We start from the raw sequence: 16,628 nt of genomic DNA, 5'->3' as shown, positions 1-16,628 counted from the left end.
TAAATATCAAAACCATCTGAATGTATATTATGATATACTTTTTGGAGCTTTACCTAAAGACACATCACCCCAACGCATCACGATCGCACAAGCACTACTTGCAGCACCATAACTATATAGCAATACCAAATCATTTTCACGAATTTTACCCAGTTGTGCGGCGTGATATAGGTTTGCTAAAGATGCGACCCCGCCCATATTAGCATAGTGAGGATAATAGTCTATTGTTCGGTTTGAATCAACATTCAAAATTTTTGTATAAAATTTTGCAAACCAAGCTCCTGCCGTGTAGAATACAAAAAAATTAATGTCGTTTAAAGTGACACCAGCAGCATCAGCAGCTCCTTCGCAACAAGTACGAAACATTTCACCAGCAGCATTACTAAATATTCGATTCATATCTTGAGCAACTGTAATACGAAGCTTTTGATTGCCCTGCTCATCTTCTGTTACTTTTAAGCTTAATAGGTCGCATAAACAACTAGTATTAATAGCTTTTGCACCTAAAATTCCTTGATTGAGAGATAGGGAGCTAACAACAAAAGCTCCGGCACCATCGCTTAAAAACCAAGAGAGTGTATCATCTTCATCGGCTAACCGAGAATAAGTACAAGAGATAACAACTAACACGTTGGTATATGTGCCTGACTGAACTAAAGCGGAGGCAGTTTGGAGTGCGATTAGAGTGCTGCAATAATGCGCATCAAGGTTCCAAGCAGGACATTTTAGACCCATTTCACGGGCAAGAAAAGCTGCATTGCCAAATCCTAGTTGTTCGGGTAAGAAGGAAGAAACAATAATCAAGTCCACATCATCAGGAGAGAGTTTAGCTGCATCTAGAGCATCCTTTGCCGCTTTATACTCTAGGGTGAGTGAAGATTCTCCCTCTCCTAATATGCGTCGTTGAACGGTTCCGCGAAATGGATCTTTTAAATAGGGTTGCATTGCAAATTCAAACTCGTTACTAGGAGTTTCATTCACAAGAGACATTAATCTTGCCAAGCTTTTTTCTTCAGACTGTGCAACCAAATTTGGATATTTTTCTTTGTAATAATCATTTGTGCGAATAATGCTTGGTAAGCTCAAAGAAAGGGAACAAATACCAACAGGAATATGCATAAGAATATCTCCACAAAAATCTTGTAAAGTTAGAATTTTCTAAATCGTGTTTAGGAAGGTTTGACCAGTTTTATTTGAGATATAGCTATTTATCAAATAATTTCAAATCATGAAAAAATGATTTTTCAGGAGAATAAATATTTACATAGAAAAATCTGTTTTAATAAATACCACTAATACCTTCTACATTAAACATCTAATTATTCAGGAAAATTTTGAATATATATTGAGATGCCATTCTTGCCTGAGCAATATTATTTGACTTCATTACTGAAGCAAATAATAAACTTAACTACGGTGCTAATAATACTAAATAGATATCAAGACTTTTCTGAATTAATATTCATTTTTATGACATTAGACAAGACCCAAAAAATAAATCTTGAGCATTATTTTTTATGAAATTAATTATTGGTAGTTTAATGATTTAAAGTAATTTCTACTTTGTGTGAATATTTTTTTGATTCCCAACAATCCTATTGTTTCAAATATGTTGACTTCAAATTAATTGAAACAAGAAAAGATAGAGCATCTGATATGTAGAGAGTAGATTGCACTTCACACAAAGAGTTTATAAGTTGATGTGCTAGATTTAATCTTGCTAGTCTGACAACTTTATCCTCAAAATATAGCTTCAGTCTAATTACTAAAGCCTCATGATATTTACGGAAAATGACCAAATATTTATGATTTGACAGCCTGAACTGCGATGGTCATATTTATTTTTACTGTAGAAAATGCTGCTAATCGAGAAAAGATTAGTCATCTTGGATATTGTGTCTCATAGTTAACTCGCAAATTTTACGCGACACCTACTTGGAATACACGCCCAATAACCTCTTCCACTGGAGGCTCGTTTACAGTTAAATCAACAACGTCTAAATCAGCTAATATTCGAGAAACTGCGAGGGCGATCGCCCCTTGTGGAACCAGAAAGCAGACAAAGCGTCCATCAACTTCCTTGACATCACCATAGAACATCAGTTTTTCTCTGGATACGGTATGAGCAAGTTCTAAGTGAATTTCTCGATAGGGTGCAAACCTTTCCAATAAACCATTGAGGCTACCGTCATACATCAAAGCTCCTTGGTGAATCATTAAAACTCGTTCACACAGAGCGGTAATATCTGCCATGTAATGGCTTGTGAGTAATACCGTTGCTTGATAACGTTGGTTGTACTCCCGCAAAAAGTCGCGCACTGCTACCTGGGCATTCACATCTAAGCCGAGGGTGGGTTCATCTAAAAATAAGACCTGAGGACGATGGAGTAAAGCAGCTAGTAACTCAGCTTTCATCCGTTCGCCAAGGGATAATTTGCGTACAGGTTGGGTAAGTTTACCTTCTAAAGACAACATTTCTGTCAACTCACCGACTCGTAAGCGAAACTCCCGCTCGGAAATATCGTAAACAGCAGCGTTAATTTTTAGTGAGTCCATTGCAGGTAAATCCCAGATGAGCTGCTGCTTCTGTCCCATCACTAGAGTGATGCGCTGTAAAAATTCTGCTTGTCGGCGAAAGGGTGTATATCCTGCAACGTTAACAATGCCACTGGATGGGTGAATTAAACCAGTCAGCATTTTCAAAGTAGTAGTTTTGCCCGCACCATTGGGTCCTAAAAAACCAACCACTTCACCAGGGGCTATTTCAAAGGATACATGACTGACAGCCTTAATTTCTCGGTAAGTACGGCGAAAAAAATGAGAAATCGTTCCTTGAATTCCTGGCTCTTTAACTGCGACAGGATATATTTTGCTCAAATTTTGAGCAACGATGATAGACATAGATGTTGTTCTCACAAGATGCACGACCCAGCTTGCAACTGTGTGGCAAGAATACTAATTTACCAAAAATTAGTACATAAAATCATATATGCAAGCTCTTAAAAATCAGATTGGCAACATTTACAGTGCGAAAATTGGTGATAAATAATCAGAAAATTTATAAAATAAAAGGCTCGACGAGTTGTCCAGTCAAGCCTTTTATCTATAATTTGATGGTAATTCTAAATCCTCAAACCGGATTAACGGTCTGTACAAGTCCAACGGATAACTTTACAGTTATCACCACGGTATCTGAAACATTGTCGGACAGCTTCTCTTTCAGCAGGTCCGCGATCGCGATTCCATGCCCAACCTAATGCCCCATTATCAGCTTCTGCTAGGGCTGCGCAAGCATTACGGAACCAAATCATTGATTGGCAGTCACCACTACCTGAGTATCTTTCACATTCTCTCACGGCTGCTCTTTCGGCGGCATCTCTAGTGGCAAAGTTCCAAGAAGTACCATTGGCTCGAGTCTGCCGAGAATAGGCGATCGCCCCATAATTATCTCTTGGTTGAGCTGCTGCTGGTTGAATATTATTGAAACCTAGGGTTGGATATGCAATTACTGTTAATAGTGCAATTTTTCTGCCGATTTTTTCTAAGCTTTGTAAAGACATAGCTCCTGTCACCTAAACTCTTCTGGGATTGCTAATATATTAAACATCATGCCCTAGGCTGATTCCCGAATTTAACAGATACTTTATACAGACTAGATGTTTAATTCATAACATTAAAATACTGTTTATCCATGAGTATAATTTGTGAAAATAAGATATAATATCACCGTCCGTATAATTTACTAAAATCAAGCCTTTAGCTTCATATATGCTTGATATAATTAAGGAATACAAGTACCACTCTCAGAGATGAGGGTAAGAATATAGGTTAATGTGGTTTCTCAGTCATAAGCATTATGACTATTGTCATCGAGCCGGAATCATAGGGGTGATATCTGAACATATATAAAGTCGTGAACCAATTAAGTAAAACACGCAAACAAGTATGTAGATCAGTTATGTCAAACTTGGTTTAAGCAATTGATATTAAGGATATTCAATAACCATCGGTGCTGGAAACACAAGGAACCTTTAAGTAAATTTTTCGACATAGCCACTAAACTATCGACTCTACAAAAATTGAGTTAAAACTATGCCAAGATTCGTGAAGTCTTTGGTGGCAATCTCTGCGTTGTCATCGATTTTTTTGATGCCTTTAGTAATAAATATGGGCAAAGCAAGTGCTTTACCTGCTCAAAAAGGTACTAATGCCAATTATGTTGGTGCTGGTGTATCTGTAGGGGTGACAAATGGTGGTCAAAATGGTGATGCTGCAACTTTAGGTGGGAATGTTTCTGCTCGATTAAAGTTAGGAAATACTCCGTTTTCTGCTCGTGGACAAGTTAATTTTAGTGATGAGACTGCGGCGATAATTCCCTATGCAACTGTAGATTTACCTATCGCCCGTGGAACTAATATGTTCTTTGGGGGTGGCTATCAATTTGTAGAAAGTGATGGCAAACCAACACCTAGTGGAAATAAAGATAGTGTTGCTGTTGTTGCAGGAGTTGAGTCAGAAGTCGCTAAGAACTTCTTGATTTACAGTAATGCGACTGTTGGATTAGATGCTTACAAAAATACGAATGTTCCTTCTTTGAGTGTTAACACTGGTTTAGGTATTCGCTTTTAGTAAGGAAAAAGTAAGAATAAATAAGGAATAAGAAGTATTTTCAAGTTCTATCCGGAACTCACAGATTACTGACCTGAAAATATTAAACTTGTAATAGAGACACTATTGATAGTGCCTCTATTTTCTGTTAATAGACTGATGGATATAGGTGATAGGCAGGTATATATAACTTAGGATACAGAATAATTAGTGAATTATTAATCACTACATTATTTCCAGTAATATTATGACCTGCAATCCTTGTATAACTTGAATATAGGGGATTTTTCCCTACCTTTTTAGGATTTCGCCATTAGATTTACATGGTCGATTTCGGTAATTTATTAATCCATCTTTACCGGAAATTACTGATTAATAATCATAACTTTGCTGATTGCTGATCCACCTATTGCCATATACATTCCATGGTAGAATCTATACTATTGTGCCAAAATCCGACCGGATTACCGGGAAACTTTTGCTATCAGGGTGGTAATTTTTAATCACGCTGAGGCGCTAAATAATGGCTTACTGAGAACACTTATACAACTGCAATGGTAAACTCTGCTCCTCCCGCGATGTCTGATGACAAGCCGCTCAACACTAGCCGCAAACCTTCTAAAGTTGAAGGAATTAAGGAACGCAGCAATTTTTTACGTGAACCTGTGGCGACTGAGTTACTACAGGATACCACCCATTTTACCGAAGAAGCGATACAAATTCTCAAATTTCATGGTTCCTATCAGCAAGATAACCGTGACAACCGGGTGAAGGGACAGGAAAAAGATTACCAGATGATGTTACGGACTCGTAGTCCTGGTGGATTTATTCCTCCACAGTTATATTTGACTCTGGATAAGTTGTCTGATGAGTATGGTAATCATACGATGCGGGCAACAACTCGCCAAGGTTTTCAGTTACATGGCATTCTCAAGAAGAATTTGAAAGCGGCGATCGCTGCCATTGTCAAAAGTATGGGTTCAACCTTGGGTGCTTGTGGTGACTTGAATCGTAACGTCATGGCTCCCCCTGCACCTTTTAAAAATAAACCCGAATATCAGTATGCTTGGGAATATGCAGATAATATTGCTGATTTATTAACTCCCCAAACAGGTGCTTACTATGAAATTTGGTTAGATGGGGAAAAGGTAATTAGTGGGGAAGAGAATCCCGAAGTTAAAGCTGCACGCCACCAAAATGGTACAGGTACAATTGTCCACGATTCCGAAGAACCGATTTATGGTACCCATTACATGCCACGGAAGTTTAAGGCTTGCGTGACTGTACCAGGGGATAATTCCATTGATTTATATACCCAGGATTTAACCTTGGTTGTAATTACTAATAAAAAAGGTGAGTTACAAGGGTTTAATGTCTTTGCTGGGGGTGGTTTAGGTAGAACCCATAACAAGGAGGAAACCTTTGCCAGAGCGGCAGACCCGATTTGTTATGTAGCCAAGGCTGACGTGTATAATTTGGTCAAGGCTGTGGTGGCAACTCAACGGGATTATGGCGATCGCGCTGAACGTCGTCATGCACGGCTGAAATATCTCATCCATGATTGGGGCGTGGATAAGTTCCGCTCCATGGTAGAAAAATACTTTGGCAAGCCCCTAACACCATCCAAAAAGCTGCCAGAATTCAAATACGAGGATTTTCTCGGCTGGCATGAGCAAGGTGATGGCAAGTTATTTCTGGGCATCTCTGTTGAGAATGGACGTATTAAAGATGAGGGTGACTTCCAAATTAAAACCGCCCTACGCGAAATAATTGAGCAATTCAATTTACCAATTCGCCTGACACCCCATCAAAATGTTCTACTTTACGATATTGCACCAGAAAACCAGGAAGCTATTGCAGACATCCTCAACCGTTGTGGTGTAGTTGCTGACCCTAACAGTATCGAGCAATTGGTACGCTACGCAATGGCTTGCCCAGCTTTGCCAACCTGCGGACTTGCAATTACAGAGTCAGAGCGAGCAATTCCGGGAATTCTTGACAGAATTCGGACTCTTCTGGATAAAATGGGTTTACAAAATGAGCATTTCGTGGTAAGGATGACAGGGTGTCCTAATGGTTGCGCTCGCCCTTACATGGCGGAATTAGGTTTTGTCGGAAGCGCCCCAGAATCATATCAAGTTTGGCTGGGTGGTTCTCCTGCCCAAACCAGATTAGCACAGCCCTATGTTGAAAAACTTCATGATAATGATATTGAGAGCTTCCTAGAGCCAATTTTCGCTTACTTCAAGAAGTCTCGCCGGAAAAACGAAAGTTTTGGCGATTTTTGTGCGCGAGTTGGTTTTGATGCTATTCAAGACTTTACTGCCAAGTATTCTGAAGATAATAGTCAAGATAGTGGTAAAGCTCGCCACCGCATTAGTATCAACAACGGGATGTATGTACATTTAAAAGCAGCATCTGATCAGCGAAATCAACCGATGAGTGAAATTGTAGATGCAGCATTGAAAGCATACCTAGGTGTAGAGTAAGAAGATAGGGGACGTATCACACGTCTCCATCTAGATTTATTCTTGTGAACTCTAATTGATAACGATAGAGGGCTACAGGTTTATTTCCTGCTTGGAAGTAATTGCTATCTTGGGGAGAAAGGTAAACAGCAGTCACTTGATCAGCGACTATTCTGGGCTGCTCTGTAGATAGTTTATGGTAAGCGGTGGTAGATTCTACAGAATTGAAGTAGGGTGTATTACCGCCTTTAAATAACTGTTGAAAAACTTCAGCAGTAATAAATGTATCATCGGCGGTGGTTTCCGTTGCACGGCTAGAAACTATGGAAACTAACTGTTTTTCACCTCGCAGCAGAGTAATTTGTCGGTTGGGTGTTTGTGGATCAACTTTGACTGCGATGACTGCGCGATCGCCAAGATATGCTCTAGCGAGATTCAATCCGTTAAAAGCGCGATCGCTAACTATAACTTTTTCCTGACTGACTGTACGGGGAAGCATTTTCAACTCAGGAATTTCTGGTTGTGTCTCCACAAACCTGACTCTAAAATCAATGGGTTGATTTAAATACTGACGATTACCCGCAAAACCTGGTGTCATGATATCCGGTGCAAGGGGTGCTGCTAAATCAACCAAAGTACTGCTAACTTGCCAATCTCCAGCCATCCATTCAGGATATTGCAAATCTCCTACCGCAGGTTTGACAACTTTGATTTTCTCCCAATTGGGAAAATTTGCTAGTTTTTCCGCTAATTCTCCCGCTTGTGCAGGTTGATTTCCCAGGAGTAAGAGAAATATGAATCCGAAAAGAAATATTTTTATTTTTTCCCTAGGGAGAAAACTTAAGTATCTGAGAATTTTGAGAAGAGAAAATCTGAAATTAAAAATTTTCAATAACTTGGTGTTCATTATTAGAGAAATGATGGCTATTTTTTAGATGTAAATTTTACTTTGATTGAATACTAATTATAGTATTAACTTAGATAATTTTTACGAGATAATTTGTAATCTAAACTTCAAGTAAGTACACATAAGCTATTTAAGAGATGTATGATACTGAAGATTTAACTGGTTGGCTAAAACTCCCAGCGAAGCTAAATCCTTGATTAATAGGCTTTTCATTTTGAAAAAGTTAAATTTAATGGCGATCGCCTGCAAGGGATTATTTTAAAATTATCAGTATATTAAATGTATAAATAAAGTAATTTTTGATTAGAAAATAGTATTAATACATACACAAGAGAAGAGTATAATTGATTTTTAGTAATATTACTTATTTAAATTATTTCAGTATCTACCTATGCTTAGATGCATGAATAAAAGATATTTTAATTGACTGTTTTTTATAGTCTGACTGCTTCAGAAACATGATTAGGAGCGAGGGTTTCTGTGGATGTAGCAGGAGAGATGATAAAAATGAAATCACTTGCAAAGTAATTCATATCTTCAAATATCTCGTGGTGGTGATAAATGCCAAATTCATCTATCTAGATGCTTGTACACGAATTCAGTCTTTTTCTAGGAAATTATGAGCCTATCTAGTTCTTTTGCGGATTTTTCCTTGGCAGAATTATTTCAATTAATCGATCTGGGGCGAAAATCTGGTTGTTTAACAGTTTGTACATTACCAGATATTCATGTAGCTAATTCCAAAGCCTATTACTACTATATTTGGTTTTGTCGAGGAAGATTAATTGCCGCGACTCATCGTTTAAATGGTCAAGATTTAGTTGGTAAAATCCATCAAAGGGGTTGGATGGAAACACAATTGATGGAGGATTTTCTGACAAATCAATTCATCCCCGACACACCTTTAGGACTACAATTAAAAGTTGAGGGATTGTTGAATGCGGAACAACTAAATTTGTTATTTGCTAGTCAGCTATATCAAATCAAAGAGTTATTTGAAATTCAGAAAGGTGTATTTAAGTTAGATTGCAAAGCTAGCTTACCATGGCGAGAAATGACAGGTTTAAACCTTCAGGCAAGGGAAGTTGCACTGATGGCATTGCGAATATTAAAAAATTGGGCTACATTCGCTGAATCTTTACCAGAGAAACAATCCAGGATTCTTGGTATTCACCAAAATCATCCCCAAATACGTTTAAATCCTTTGGAATGGCAGCTATGGGAATTTGCGAATGGTAGTATGAATCTCAATGATATTGCTACTCACATTCAACAACCAATTACGGTGGTACAACAGGCAGCATTTCGATTAATTATTGCAGGTTTAGTAGAAGAAATCCCCCCCAACTCTTTTCCCCTAGAAGATTATCCCCTGAATGTTGATGTGCGCAAATTTTCCGATTCAGCTTTGAGTCATCAATCTGCGGTAGGAGCAAAAATTAAAATTAGCAATTTGTACCTGCAAAATCTTGTGGGATTTCTCAAGAGTAATTAAAATTTGAGAAATAAGAATTCTGGCAGCTAATTTTTCAACAATATTTCTAAATCTAAATCTGAAGCAACTTGGGCAAGCTTATCTAAATCTTGACTATTGTTTAAATAGGGTAAGCAACCACAAACCGGAATATTTGTCAGGGATTGAATTAACTCTTTTGGTGTCAAATCCTGAATTTCCTCGTCAGTACGTGGCTGAGTGCAATTTAATACTATCCCGCGTAAATTTACTTTTAGCTGCTTTGCCAGAGCAACATTAGCTACAGTGTGGGAAATAGCTCCTAGTTTTACGGGTACAACTAACACCGTAGGTAAGCGCCATTCTCCAGCTAAATCTGCGACTGTTAATTCTTCAGTAATGGGAGAACCTAATCCTCCTAAAGCTTCCACAAGGATAAAGTCACGACGGGCTGATAAACTGTTAAAAGCTTGCCAAACCACAGCTAAATCAACGTGGCGATTTTCCTTGGCTGCGGCAATGGGTGGAGCTAGAGGTGCTTGAAAATACAGGGGTGTAATTTCCTCTGATGATTGCTCCAGGGAAAATAGTTGTTCGTATAATTGGCGATCGCCTTCTCCGGATTGAATCGGTTTCATGATTCCTAAGCTGCGAGAAGGATGATATTTTTGCCAGTAAGCAGCTAAAGCAGTTGTCAGAACTGTTTTTCCGGCTTCTGTATCAGTACCAGTAATAAATAGTGCGTTCAATTTTCTGGGAGTTTTTGTAAAGAAATATAACCAAAATTTATTCTATCCCATTACCTGAATCCGAGGCTGTTGACTTTTTAGCCTTTCCAGGGTTCAAAATTCATGCACAATTCTTTCCTTTGAAAAACAATCCACTCATTACTCACTACTCATGGTACTTACATAAATAGCCATGAAAAATCAAGTTTTGAGATTGCTTCCTTACGTCGCAATGACGGAAATATGTAGTTAGTGCGTAATTCTGACTCATTACTCATCACTCATTCCCTTAATCCTCATCTGGCTCTAAATCGCTATCTTCTAAGGAATGCTGGGGAATGGCAGCAATAATGGCATCAATTACCTTGGCAACTGGTAAAATCTCAATATTTAAATCGGGAAATTTCTGTCCCTTAGGAACGATCGCCCTAGTGAAACCCAATTTCGCGGCTTCTTTTAATCTTAATTCCATTTGGGAAACTGCTCGCACCTGTCCCCCCAAACCCACCTCTCCAATTAATACTGTACCAGGATCGACAATTCTGTCACGGAAACTAGCAACAATGGCGATCGCCACCCCTAAATCGACTGCGGGTTCTTCTACATTCAACCCCCCCACGGAAGCAACATAGGAATCAAGCTTAGACATGGGTATACCTACACGCTTTTCTAGCACCGCCAGAATTTGCACCAAGCGATTATAATCCACACCTGTAGTCGAACGTCGGGGAGAAGTGTAACTAGTCGGACTAACTAATGCTTGTAATTCTACAACAATAGGACGAGTTCCCTCACAGGCAACAACAATCGCACTTCCAGGAGCAGGATCATCTCGATTACCTAGGAACAACTCACTGGGATTGGGAACTTCTCGCAATCCGTGGTCTACCATTTCAAAGATACCAATTTCATGGGTGGCTCCGAAACGGTTTTTCACAGTCCGTAATAACCGATGGGAAGCAAAGCGATCGCCCTCAAAATACAACACCGTATCTACCAAGTGTTCTAAAACTTTTGGTCCCGCGATCGCCCCTTCTTTGGTGACGTGTCCCACAATTAACATGGTAATATCTTCATGCTTTGCCACTTTCATCAGAGCAGCAGTACATTCTCGGACTTGTGCTACCGAACCGGGCGCAGATGTCAAATTAGGAAAATAAACTGTTTGAATACTGTCAATAACTGCTAAATTCGGCTTCAGAGACTCAATTTCCTTGAGAATCTCCTCTAAGTCTGTCTCCGGTAACACATATAAATCAGGAGATGGGACTTCTGCGGAAATTTCCGGTAATGTTTTGTCATCTACCTTACCATTGCCATGACCATTCCCATTATCCGTACCCGCGACAGTGAGACTTTTAGTCACACCGAGACGAGAAGCACGCAATTTCACCTGTTGTCCCGATTCTTCCCCAGAAATATATAAAATACGATATTTTTGCGCCAGTTGATTAGATACTTGTAATAACAGCGTAGATTTACCAATCCCTGGGTCACCACCAATTAATACCATTGAACCTGGAACCACACCACCACCTAACACCCGATCCAGTTCCCCATAACCGGATTCCCAGCGTGTTACATGGCGATCGCTAATTTGGTCAAAAGTTAAAGATGCGCGCGGTTTGGCTGGTTTATTCCCTGATTTTGCCCCACCTTGTTGCGAATGCCAATTACTGATTCCCCGACTAGGTACATCCGTTGATGATTGAATTGCCACATGCTCTTCTAAAGAATTATATGTACCACAAGCAGGGCATTTCCCAAACCACTGGGGAGACTCGGCACCACACTGATTGCAAACAAAGTAGGTTTTTTGCTTTGCCATTCTTTAATCTTATTAAATAATCTTAATTTTTGCTTAAGTTTTGTCTCAATCTCAAAATCCAATAATAGTAATATCTAGAGCTTTTTTTTAATGGATTAATGGAATGATATCTTAATATTATGATATTAAAAATTAATGATGAAAAACTTTAGTTAAGGAGCGTTGAGAATCTTGGAAAGTCATAAAGAGAAAATCCTGGTAGTCGATGACGAAGCCAGCATTCGCCGGATTTTAGAAACGCGCCTTTCAATGATTGGCTATGATGTCGTCACTGCTGGAGATGGGGAAGAAGCTTTAGACACATTTCGCAAAACAGTACCAGATTTAGTAGTATTAGATGTGATGATGCCAAAACTAGATGGTTATGGCGTTTGTCAAGAATTACGCAAGGAATCTGATGTCCCAATTATTATGTTAACAGCCTTAGGAGATGTGGCAGACCGCATTACAGGCTTAGAGTTAGGCGCAGATGACTACGTAGTTAAACCCTTCTCCCCCAAGGAACTAGAAGCACGCATTCGTTCTGTACTCCGACGTGTAGATAAAACAGGTGCTTCGGGAATTCCCAGTTCCGGTGTTATCCATGTAGGTAACATCAAAATTGATACCAATAAGCGGCAGGTTTATAAAGGTGATGAGCGAATTCGCCTCACTGGTATGGAATTTAGCCTTTTAGAATTATTAGTTAGCCGCTCAGGAGAAGCTTTCTCTCGTTCGGAAATTTTACAAGAAGTTTGGGGTTATACACCGGAGCGCCATGTAGATACACGGGTAGTAGACGTACATATCTCTCGTTTACGTGCAAAACTGGAAGATGATCCGAGTAATCCAGAATTAATCTTGACAGCCAGAGGTACCGGCTACCTTTTTCAACGCATAATTGAGCCAGGGGAGGAGTAGTCTGGAAAGTTAAGAGTATTGAGCGCTACGTGTTAAGTGCTGGGATATTTCAGTTTAATCAAATTTTAATTACCCATTTCTTAAGCAGTGAACTCTTGTGGGATGGGCATTTTTGCCCCTCTAGCAAGGGTAGAGTCAACGGAAATTTTGTTGTCGCAGGAAAGGGAAAAATTAATTTTCACACCTCAGCACTCAACCCCTCATCCTCTGCAACCTAAGACTACAAGCACAAATGACAAAATCCGATCCCAATCGAGTTATCCGCCGTTTACCGATTGTAGTTGGTGGATTAGGCGCTGTACTACTATTAATCAACCGTCTCTTGACACCGGAAATTACCGATTCCCAAGCCCGTGGGGATGCTTTGGGTGTGATACTCAGCGCAGTTTTATTTCTTGTCGGTTTACTCTGGCAGCAGGTACAACCTCGGAATCCAGAAACCGTACAGTTAATTGGCAAAGAAGGGTTTGAGTTAGATCCAGGTTTACCGGAAATTGTCAAAACAGAGCTAGCCTGGGCATCCCGTTTATTATTAACAAATACAGTGACGCGATCGCTAGTGGTTGTTTATCAAGGTAAAGTTATTTTGCGACGGGGTATCCTCACCGAAAAATCCACAGTCACACCCGGAGCAATCTTAAACCGGGTACTAGAAAAGCAACAGCCTATCTATCTCGTCGGTTTACAAACCTATCCCGGCAAAGTTGAATTTGATTATCTTCCTGAAAACACACAAGGGGTAATTTGTCAACCCTTAGGAAAACAAGGAGCCATAATTTTGGCAGCTAACGCTCCTCGGAGCTATACCAAGCAGGATGAAAGCTGGGTTGCTGGAATTGCAGACAAATTAGCTGTCACCCTAGAAGGGGCAATTAGCGCAGCGTAAAAAGAAAATTTCCTACAATTTGAGTAATCACCCTACTCTCGGATTTTTCAATTCACCCATGCAAATTATCTATTTTTTACTACTCGCTCTCATGGTGGTAGGTATCATCGGTGCAGTGATTCCTGCGATTCCCGGTACAAGTTTGATTTTAGCCTCCATTATTATTTGGGGATTGCTCAAGGGTTCCTTTGCTGCCATCAGTACACCCCTCATTGTGACATCAGTTGTTTTGCTACTCAGTATCGGAGTTGATTTTTTGGCAGGATACCTGGGAGCAAAGAAAGCTGGTGCTAGTAAATGGGGTCAGATTGGCGCATTTGTCGGTTTTATAGTGGGATTTTTGGGATTATTACCAGCTTTACCCGTGGGTGGACCCCTGTTAGGAATGTTACTAGGACCCTTACTCGGAGCAATTATCGGTGAATATCTTTATTGTCGCAATTGGCAAGTAGCGATAAAAGCAGGTATTGGGATAGTTGTTGGTACAGTAGTCGGAAATTTAATTCAAGGATTATTAGCGATCGCCGCAGTCGTTGTATTTATATTTAGTACTTGGTCACAAGTCTTTGGTGGATAAAAACAAAAAATTGAGTAGAAATCACTCTACTCAATTCATCAAACAAGAAATTAATCAGAAAAATGACAAAGACAAAGACTTTCTACTGAGACCCGACAACAAAGCAGTTTTACAACTTACATAGCAACAGCTGCTTTCTTGCGTTTACGTAAACCAAACACACCAGCAACACCTAGCATACTCAGACTCACAACAGTTCCTGGTTCAGGTACAGATGCAGTTTTAGTACCATTTAATCCAGACAGGAGAACACCATCACCAGTGCTTTGAAATTGTGCAGAGTTGGGTTGACCTAATTGCACGATGAATGATTTGACATTTTTCAAGGTTAGACGTTGAGTGCCGTTATTATCCCCTGCATTGAGTGTTTGGTTCAATGCTTGACCATTTAATTCCAGAATCCCGCTAAATCCTGTCGATTCGACATCAAAGAAATCCAGGCTAATTTCAGAGTATTCTTGGTCGAATTCAAATAGGAACTTTCCTGACTCTAGTTGACCGCCTTCTATTGCAGTTCCATTTTCTAAAGCTACAGGACGAAACCAAAACTGGGTGCCATTTGTCCCAGCATCTGTTTGACCAAAATTAATACTTAAACCACCATTACTGTAGCTATTTGCTGTACCTGTTTTATCTACAAATAAGCGACCTTGATATTTATTACTATCACCATAAGCTAAACTGGTGACTTGATAACCTAAAGTTGAAGTATTAATACACTGGGTGGCATCCAAACAACCCAAGTTTGTAGTAGAAATTTCACCTTCCATTTGGGGAATTAAACTTGCTGCATGGGCAGATGGCATAGCCGCAACACAACCTAAACTTACTGCTGCACCTAAAACTGTTTTTGCTAAAAAGTTGAACTTATGCATGATTTCCCTTCTCTAAAAATCTATATCTAAAAACCAAGAACCAAGTGAACTCGTTTGCCGTTGATGTATCACCAATGTAATCGATAGTTTTTCGTTTTTGGTAGATAAACAACAAATTATTTATTCAAGCTTTAATTTGCTACTTTGGTCTAGATATTATCCGCAATAGAGAAGTTTTTTCGGTGTTTCTACTAGTTAATTAATGAGTCTTTTGGGTCTCTTTTTCAATATTTAGTAAATATAGTCAATTCTGTCAGGGTAATTAGGGAGTTTTTTGTGGCGTTCAGAGCAGTATATCAACAATTAAATAGTATCCATTTGTCAATAAAAATGAGTAGATATAAGTACCAGAGTTCACCTGATGACCATATCTACTCAATAGGAGGAAAAAGAGAAGGGAATATCAACGGAATTTAGATGCGAAAATCCTAATTTATTATCAAATTACATCAATGGCATTTTTTTAAATTCGTTTGTCACATTTTAAGGTAATGCAGGAGAATTAGAGAAAAACTGTTATCTGCTATACAGCTTGTGAAGTTTTTTTGCGTTGACGCAAACCGACAACACCAGCAACTGCCAATGTACCTAAACCAAGTACTGCTGTGGGTTCGGGAACACTCACATTACCTTGCAGAAGCACACCATCACCTGTAGTGAATCTGCTAGAGTTGCCATTACCTAAATGAACTTTAAATGATTTGACATCTTTCAAAGTCACAGTTTGTACAGCATTGTTTGCACCTGCTGGTAGCTGGTAGTTGTATGCTGCACCGTTGACTTCAAGAATTTTAGTGGCAATATCTTCTACATCCAGGAAGCTTAAGGTAATTTCTGAGAGGATGTTGTCGAAATTAAATTCAAATAGACCAACTTCTAATTCACCGTTTTCTGGTAAAGTACCATTTTCGAGAATTGCGACGGGACGGAACCAATATTCATCAACGTGAGAATTCGTACCAATGTCATTTGCACCAAATTGGATACTTAAACCTGCACCACTGTAAGTATTATTAGTACCTTTTTTATCTACAAATAAACGGCTCTGACCATATCCACCAGTACCATCAAAATCTAAGCTTGTGACTTTATATCCATAAGATGTAGTGTCGATACATTTAGTAGCATCTACACAACCAGGGGTTAAATTTGTGGTTTCAACTTCACCTTCTAGTTGGGGAACGATGGAAGCTGCATTTGCCGCAGACATACCAGAAACAATACCGAAGCCAAGGGTTAAAGATACGAGGGTTTTGGTGATAAAAGAGGACATTTTCATGGTGACTTTCTGGGTAATTACTAGTGTTTTCTAAGGACTTGAGGCGTTTTTGTTTTGTTGTCCGCCTCGCTTGAACATATTTGTATGTTATTTCCGAGTCAGTGGAAATGTCACTAATA

At 39.3% G+C, this 16,628-nt stretch carries 14 protein-coding genes; 6 read left to right on the top strand and 8 right to left on the bottom strand.

Annotated elements, in window-relative coordinates; all coding sequences use genetic code 11:
- Window positions 1-27: 27 nt before the first annotated feature.
- The 3 genes from IJ00_RS17950 to IJ00_RS17940 form a co-directional block, all read right to left on the bottom strand.
- Window positions 28-1,119: a 3-oxoacyl-ACP synthase III family protein gene (locus tag IJ00_RS17950; RefSeq protein WP_035155175.1), complete on the bottom strand. Its 1,092-nt coding sequence runs from the start codon at window positions 1,117-1,119 to the stop codon at window positions 28-30.
- Between the two features lie 801 nt (window positions 1,120-1,920).
- Window positions 1,921-2,901 carry an ATP-binding cassette domain-containing protein gene (locus tag IJ00_RS17945; protein WP_035155172.1) on the bottom strand — a complete coding sequence of 327 codons (981 nt, stop codon included), beginning with the start codon at window positions 2,899-2,901 and terminating at the stop codon, window positions 1,921-1,923.
- Window positions 2,902-3,140: 239 nt separating this feature from the next.
- A complete protein-coding gene (locus IJ00_RS17940; RefSeq protein WP_035155168.1) occupies window positions 3,141-3,560 on the bottom strand; it encodes a DUF4189 domain-containing protein in 420 nt (139 codons plus the stop codon).
- 532 nt (window positions 3,561-4,092) lie between these two features.
- Between IJ00_RS17940 and IJ00_RS17935 the strand changes: the two genes are divergently transcribed.
- A complete protein-coding gene (locus IJ00_RS17935) occupies window positions 4,093-4,629 on the top strand; it encodes a histidine kinase (protein ID WP_035155163.1) in 537 nt (178 codons plus the stop codon).
- Between the two features lie 533 nt (window positions 4,630-5,162).
- On the top strand, window positions 5,163-7,097 hold the full coding sequence (gene sir, locus IJ00_RS17930) for a sulfite reductase, ferredoxin dependent (protein ID WP_035155160.1): 1,935 nt from the start codon (window positions 5,163-5,165) through the stop codon (window positions 7,095-7,097).
- A gap of 16 nt (window positions 7,098-7,113) precedes the next feature.
- Here the strand turns inward: sir and IJ00_RS17925 are convergent, their stop codons facing one another.
- Complete coding sequence (locus IJ00_RS17925; protein WP_238178359.1) at window positions 7,114-7,983, bottom strand: DUF6816 family protein; 870 nt, start codon at window positions 7,981-7,983, stop codon at window positions 7,114-7,116.
- Window positions 7,984-8,602: 619 nt separating this feature from the next.
- Here IJ00_RS17925 and IJ00_RS17920 point away from each other — a divergent pair.
- Window positions 8,603-9,478 carry a DUF4388 domain-containing protein gene (locus IJ00_RS17920; RefSeq protein WP_035155158.1) on the top strand — a complete coding sequence of 292 codons (876 nt, stop codon included), beginning with the start codon at window positions 8,603-8,605 and terminating at the stop codon, window positions 9,476-9,478.
- Window positions 9,479-9,504: 26 nt separating this feature from the next.
- Here IJ00_RS17920 and bioD read toward each other — a convergent pair whose 3' ends face one another.
- Window positions 9,505-10,185: a dethiobiotin synthase gene (gene bioD / locus IJ00_RS17915; protein WP_035155155.1), complete on the bottom strand. Its 681-nt coding sequence runs from the start codon at window positions 10,183-10,185 to the stop codon at window positions 9,505-9,507.
- Between the two features lie 268 nt (window positions 10,186-10,453).
- Window positions 10,454-11,992, bottom strand: a complete 1,539-nt coding sequence (radA, locus tag IJ00_RS17910) for a DNA repair protein RadA (protein WP_035155153.1) — start codon at window positions 11,990-11,992, stop codon at window positions 10,454-10,456.
- Between the two features lie 171 nt (window positions 11,993-12,163).
- Here radA and rpaB point away from each other — a divergent pair, with 171 nt between their 5' ends.
- From rpaB to IJ00_RS17890, 3 genes are all read left to right on the top strand, one after another.
- Complete coding sequence (rpaB, locus tag IJ00_RS17905) at window positions 12,164-12,892, top strand: response regulator transcription factor RpaB (protein WP_035155151.1); 729 nt, start codon at window positions 12,164-12,166, stop codon at window positions 12,890-12,892.
- A 232-nt stretch (window positions 12,893-13,124) separates the two neighbouring features.
- Window positions 13,125-13,778: a cofactor assembly of complex C subunit B gene (locus tag IJ00_RS17895; RefSeq protein WP_035155147.1), complete on the top strand. Its 654-nt coding sequence runs from the start codon at window positions 13,125-13,127 to the stop codon at window positions 13,776-13,778.
- Between the two features lie 58 nt (window positions 13,779-13,836).
- Window positions 13,837-14,355 (top strand): DUF456 domain-containing protein, encoded by a 519-nt coding sequence (locus IJ00_RS17890; protein ID WP_035155146.1) that lies wholly within the window; start codon window positions 13,837-13,839, stop codon window positions 14,353-14,355.
- Between the two features lie 116 nt (window positions 14,356-14,471).
- Here IJ00_RS17890 and IJ00_RS17885 read toward each other — a convergent pair whose 3' ends face one another.
- Together IJ00_RS17885 and IJ00_RS17880 are read right to left on the bottom strand one after the other, a co-directional pair.
- Complete coding sequence (locus IJ00_RS17885; RefSeq protein WP_035155142.1) at window positions 14,472-15,230, bottom strand: LEVG family PEP-CTERM protein; 759 nt, start codon at window positions 15,228-15,230, stop codon at window positions 14,472-14,474.
- A gap of 523 nt (window positions 15,231-15,753) precedes the next feature.
- Window positions 15,754-16,509 carry an LEVG family PEP-CTERM protein gene (locus IJ00_RS17880; RefSeq protein ID WP_035155140.1) on the bottom strand — a complete coding sequence of 252 codons (756 nt, stop codon included), beginning with the start codon at window positions 16,507-16,509 and terminating at the stop codon, window positions 15,754-15,756.
- Between the last annotated feature and the right edge of the window lie 119 nt (window positions 16,510-16,628).

The organism is Calothrix sp. 336/3 (assembly GCF_000734895.2).
Taxonomy (GTDB): domain Bacteria; phylum Cyanobacteriota; class Cyanobacteriia; order Cyanobacteriales; family Nostocaceae; genus 336-3.
The sequence above is the reverse complement of the archived record's forward strand: the minus strand, read 5'-3'. Positions and strand labels throughout refer to the sequence as shown.

What these genes read in the sequence shown, in the direction of transcription:
- IJ00_RS17950 (WP_035155175.1), bottom strand. Translation starts at nt 1,119, where the DNA reads ATGCATATTCCTGTTGGTATTTGTTCCCTTTCTTTGAGCTTACCAAGC.
- IJ00_RS17945 (WP_035155172.1), bottom strand. Translation starts at nt 2,901, where the DNA reads ATGTCTATCATCGTTGCTCAAAATTTGAGCAAAATATATCCTGTCGCA.
- IJ00_RS17940 (WP_035155168.1), bottom strand. Translation starts at nt 3,560, where the DNA reads ATGTCTTTACAAAGCTTAGAAAAAATCGGCAGAAAAATTGCACTATTA.
- IJ00_RS17935 (WP_035155163.1), top strand. Translation starts at nt 4,093, where the DNA reads ATGCCAAGATTCGTGAAGTCTTTGGTGGCAATCTCTGCGTTGTCATCG.
- sir (WP_035155160.1), top strand. Translation starts at nt 5,163, where the DNA reads ATGGTAAACTCTGCTCCTCCCGCGATGTCTGATGACAAGCCGCTCAAC.
- IJ00_RS17925 (WP_238178359.1), bottom strand. Translation starts at nt 7,983, where the DNA reads ATGAACACCAAGTTATTGAAAATTTTTAATTTCAGATTTTCTCTTCTC.
- IJ00_RS17920 (WP_035155158.1), top strand. Translation starts at nt 8,603, where the DNA reads ATGAGCCTATCTAGTTCTTTTGCGGATTTTTCCTTGGCAGAATTATTT.
- radA (WP_035155153.1), bottom strand. Translation starts at nt 11,992, where the DNA reads ATGGCAAAGCAAAAAACCTACTTTGTTTGCAATCAGTGTGGTGCCGAG.
- IJ00_RS17895 (WP_035155147.1), top strand. Translation starts at nt 13,125, where the DNA reads ATGACAAAATCCGATCCCAATCGAGTTATCCGCCGTTTACCGATTGTA.
- IJ00_RS17890 (WP_035155146.1), top strand. Translation starts at nt 13,837, where the DNA reads ATGCAAATTATCTATTTTTTACTACTCGCTCTCATGGTGGTAGGTATC.
- IJ00_RS17885 (WP_035155142.1), bottom strand. Translation starts at nt 15,230, where the DNA reads ATGCATAAGTTCAACTTTTTAGCAAAAACAGTTTTAGGTGCAGCAGTA.
- IJ00_RS17880 (WP_035155140.1), bottom strand. Translation starts at nt 16,509, where the DNA reads ATGAAAATGTCCTCTTTTATCACCAAAACCCTCGTATCTTTAACCCTT.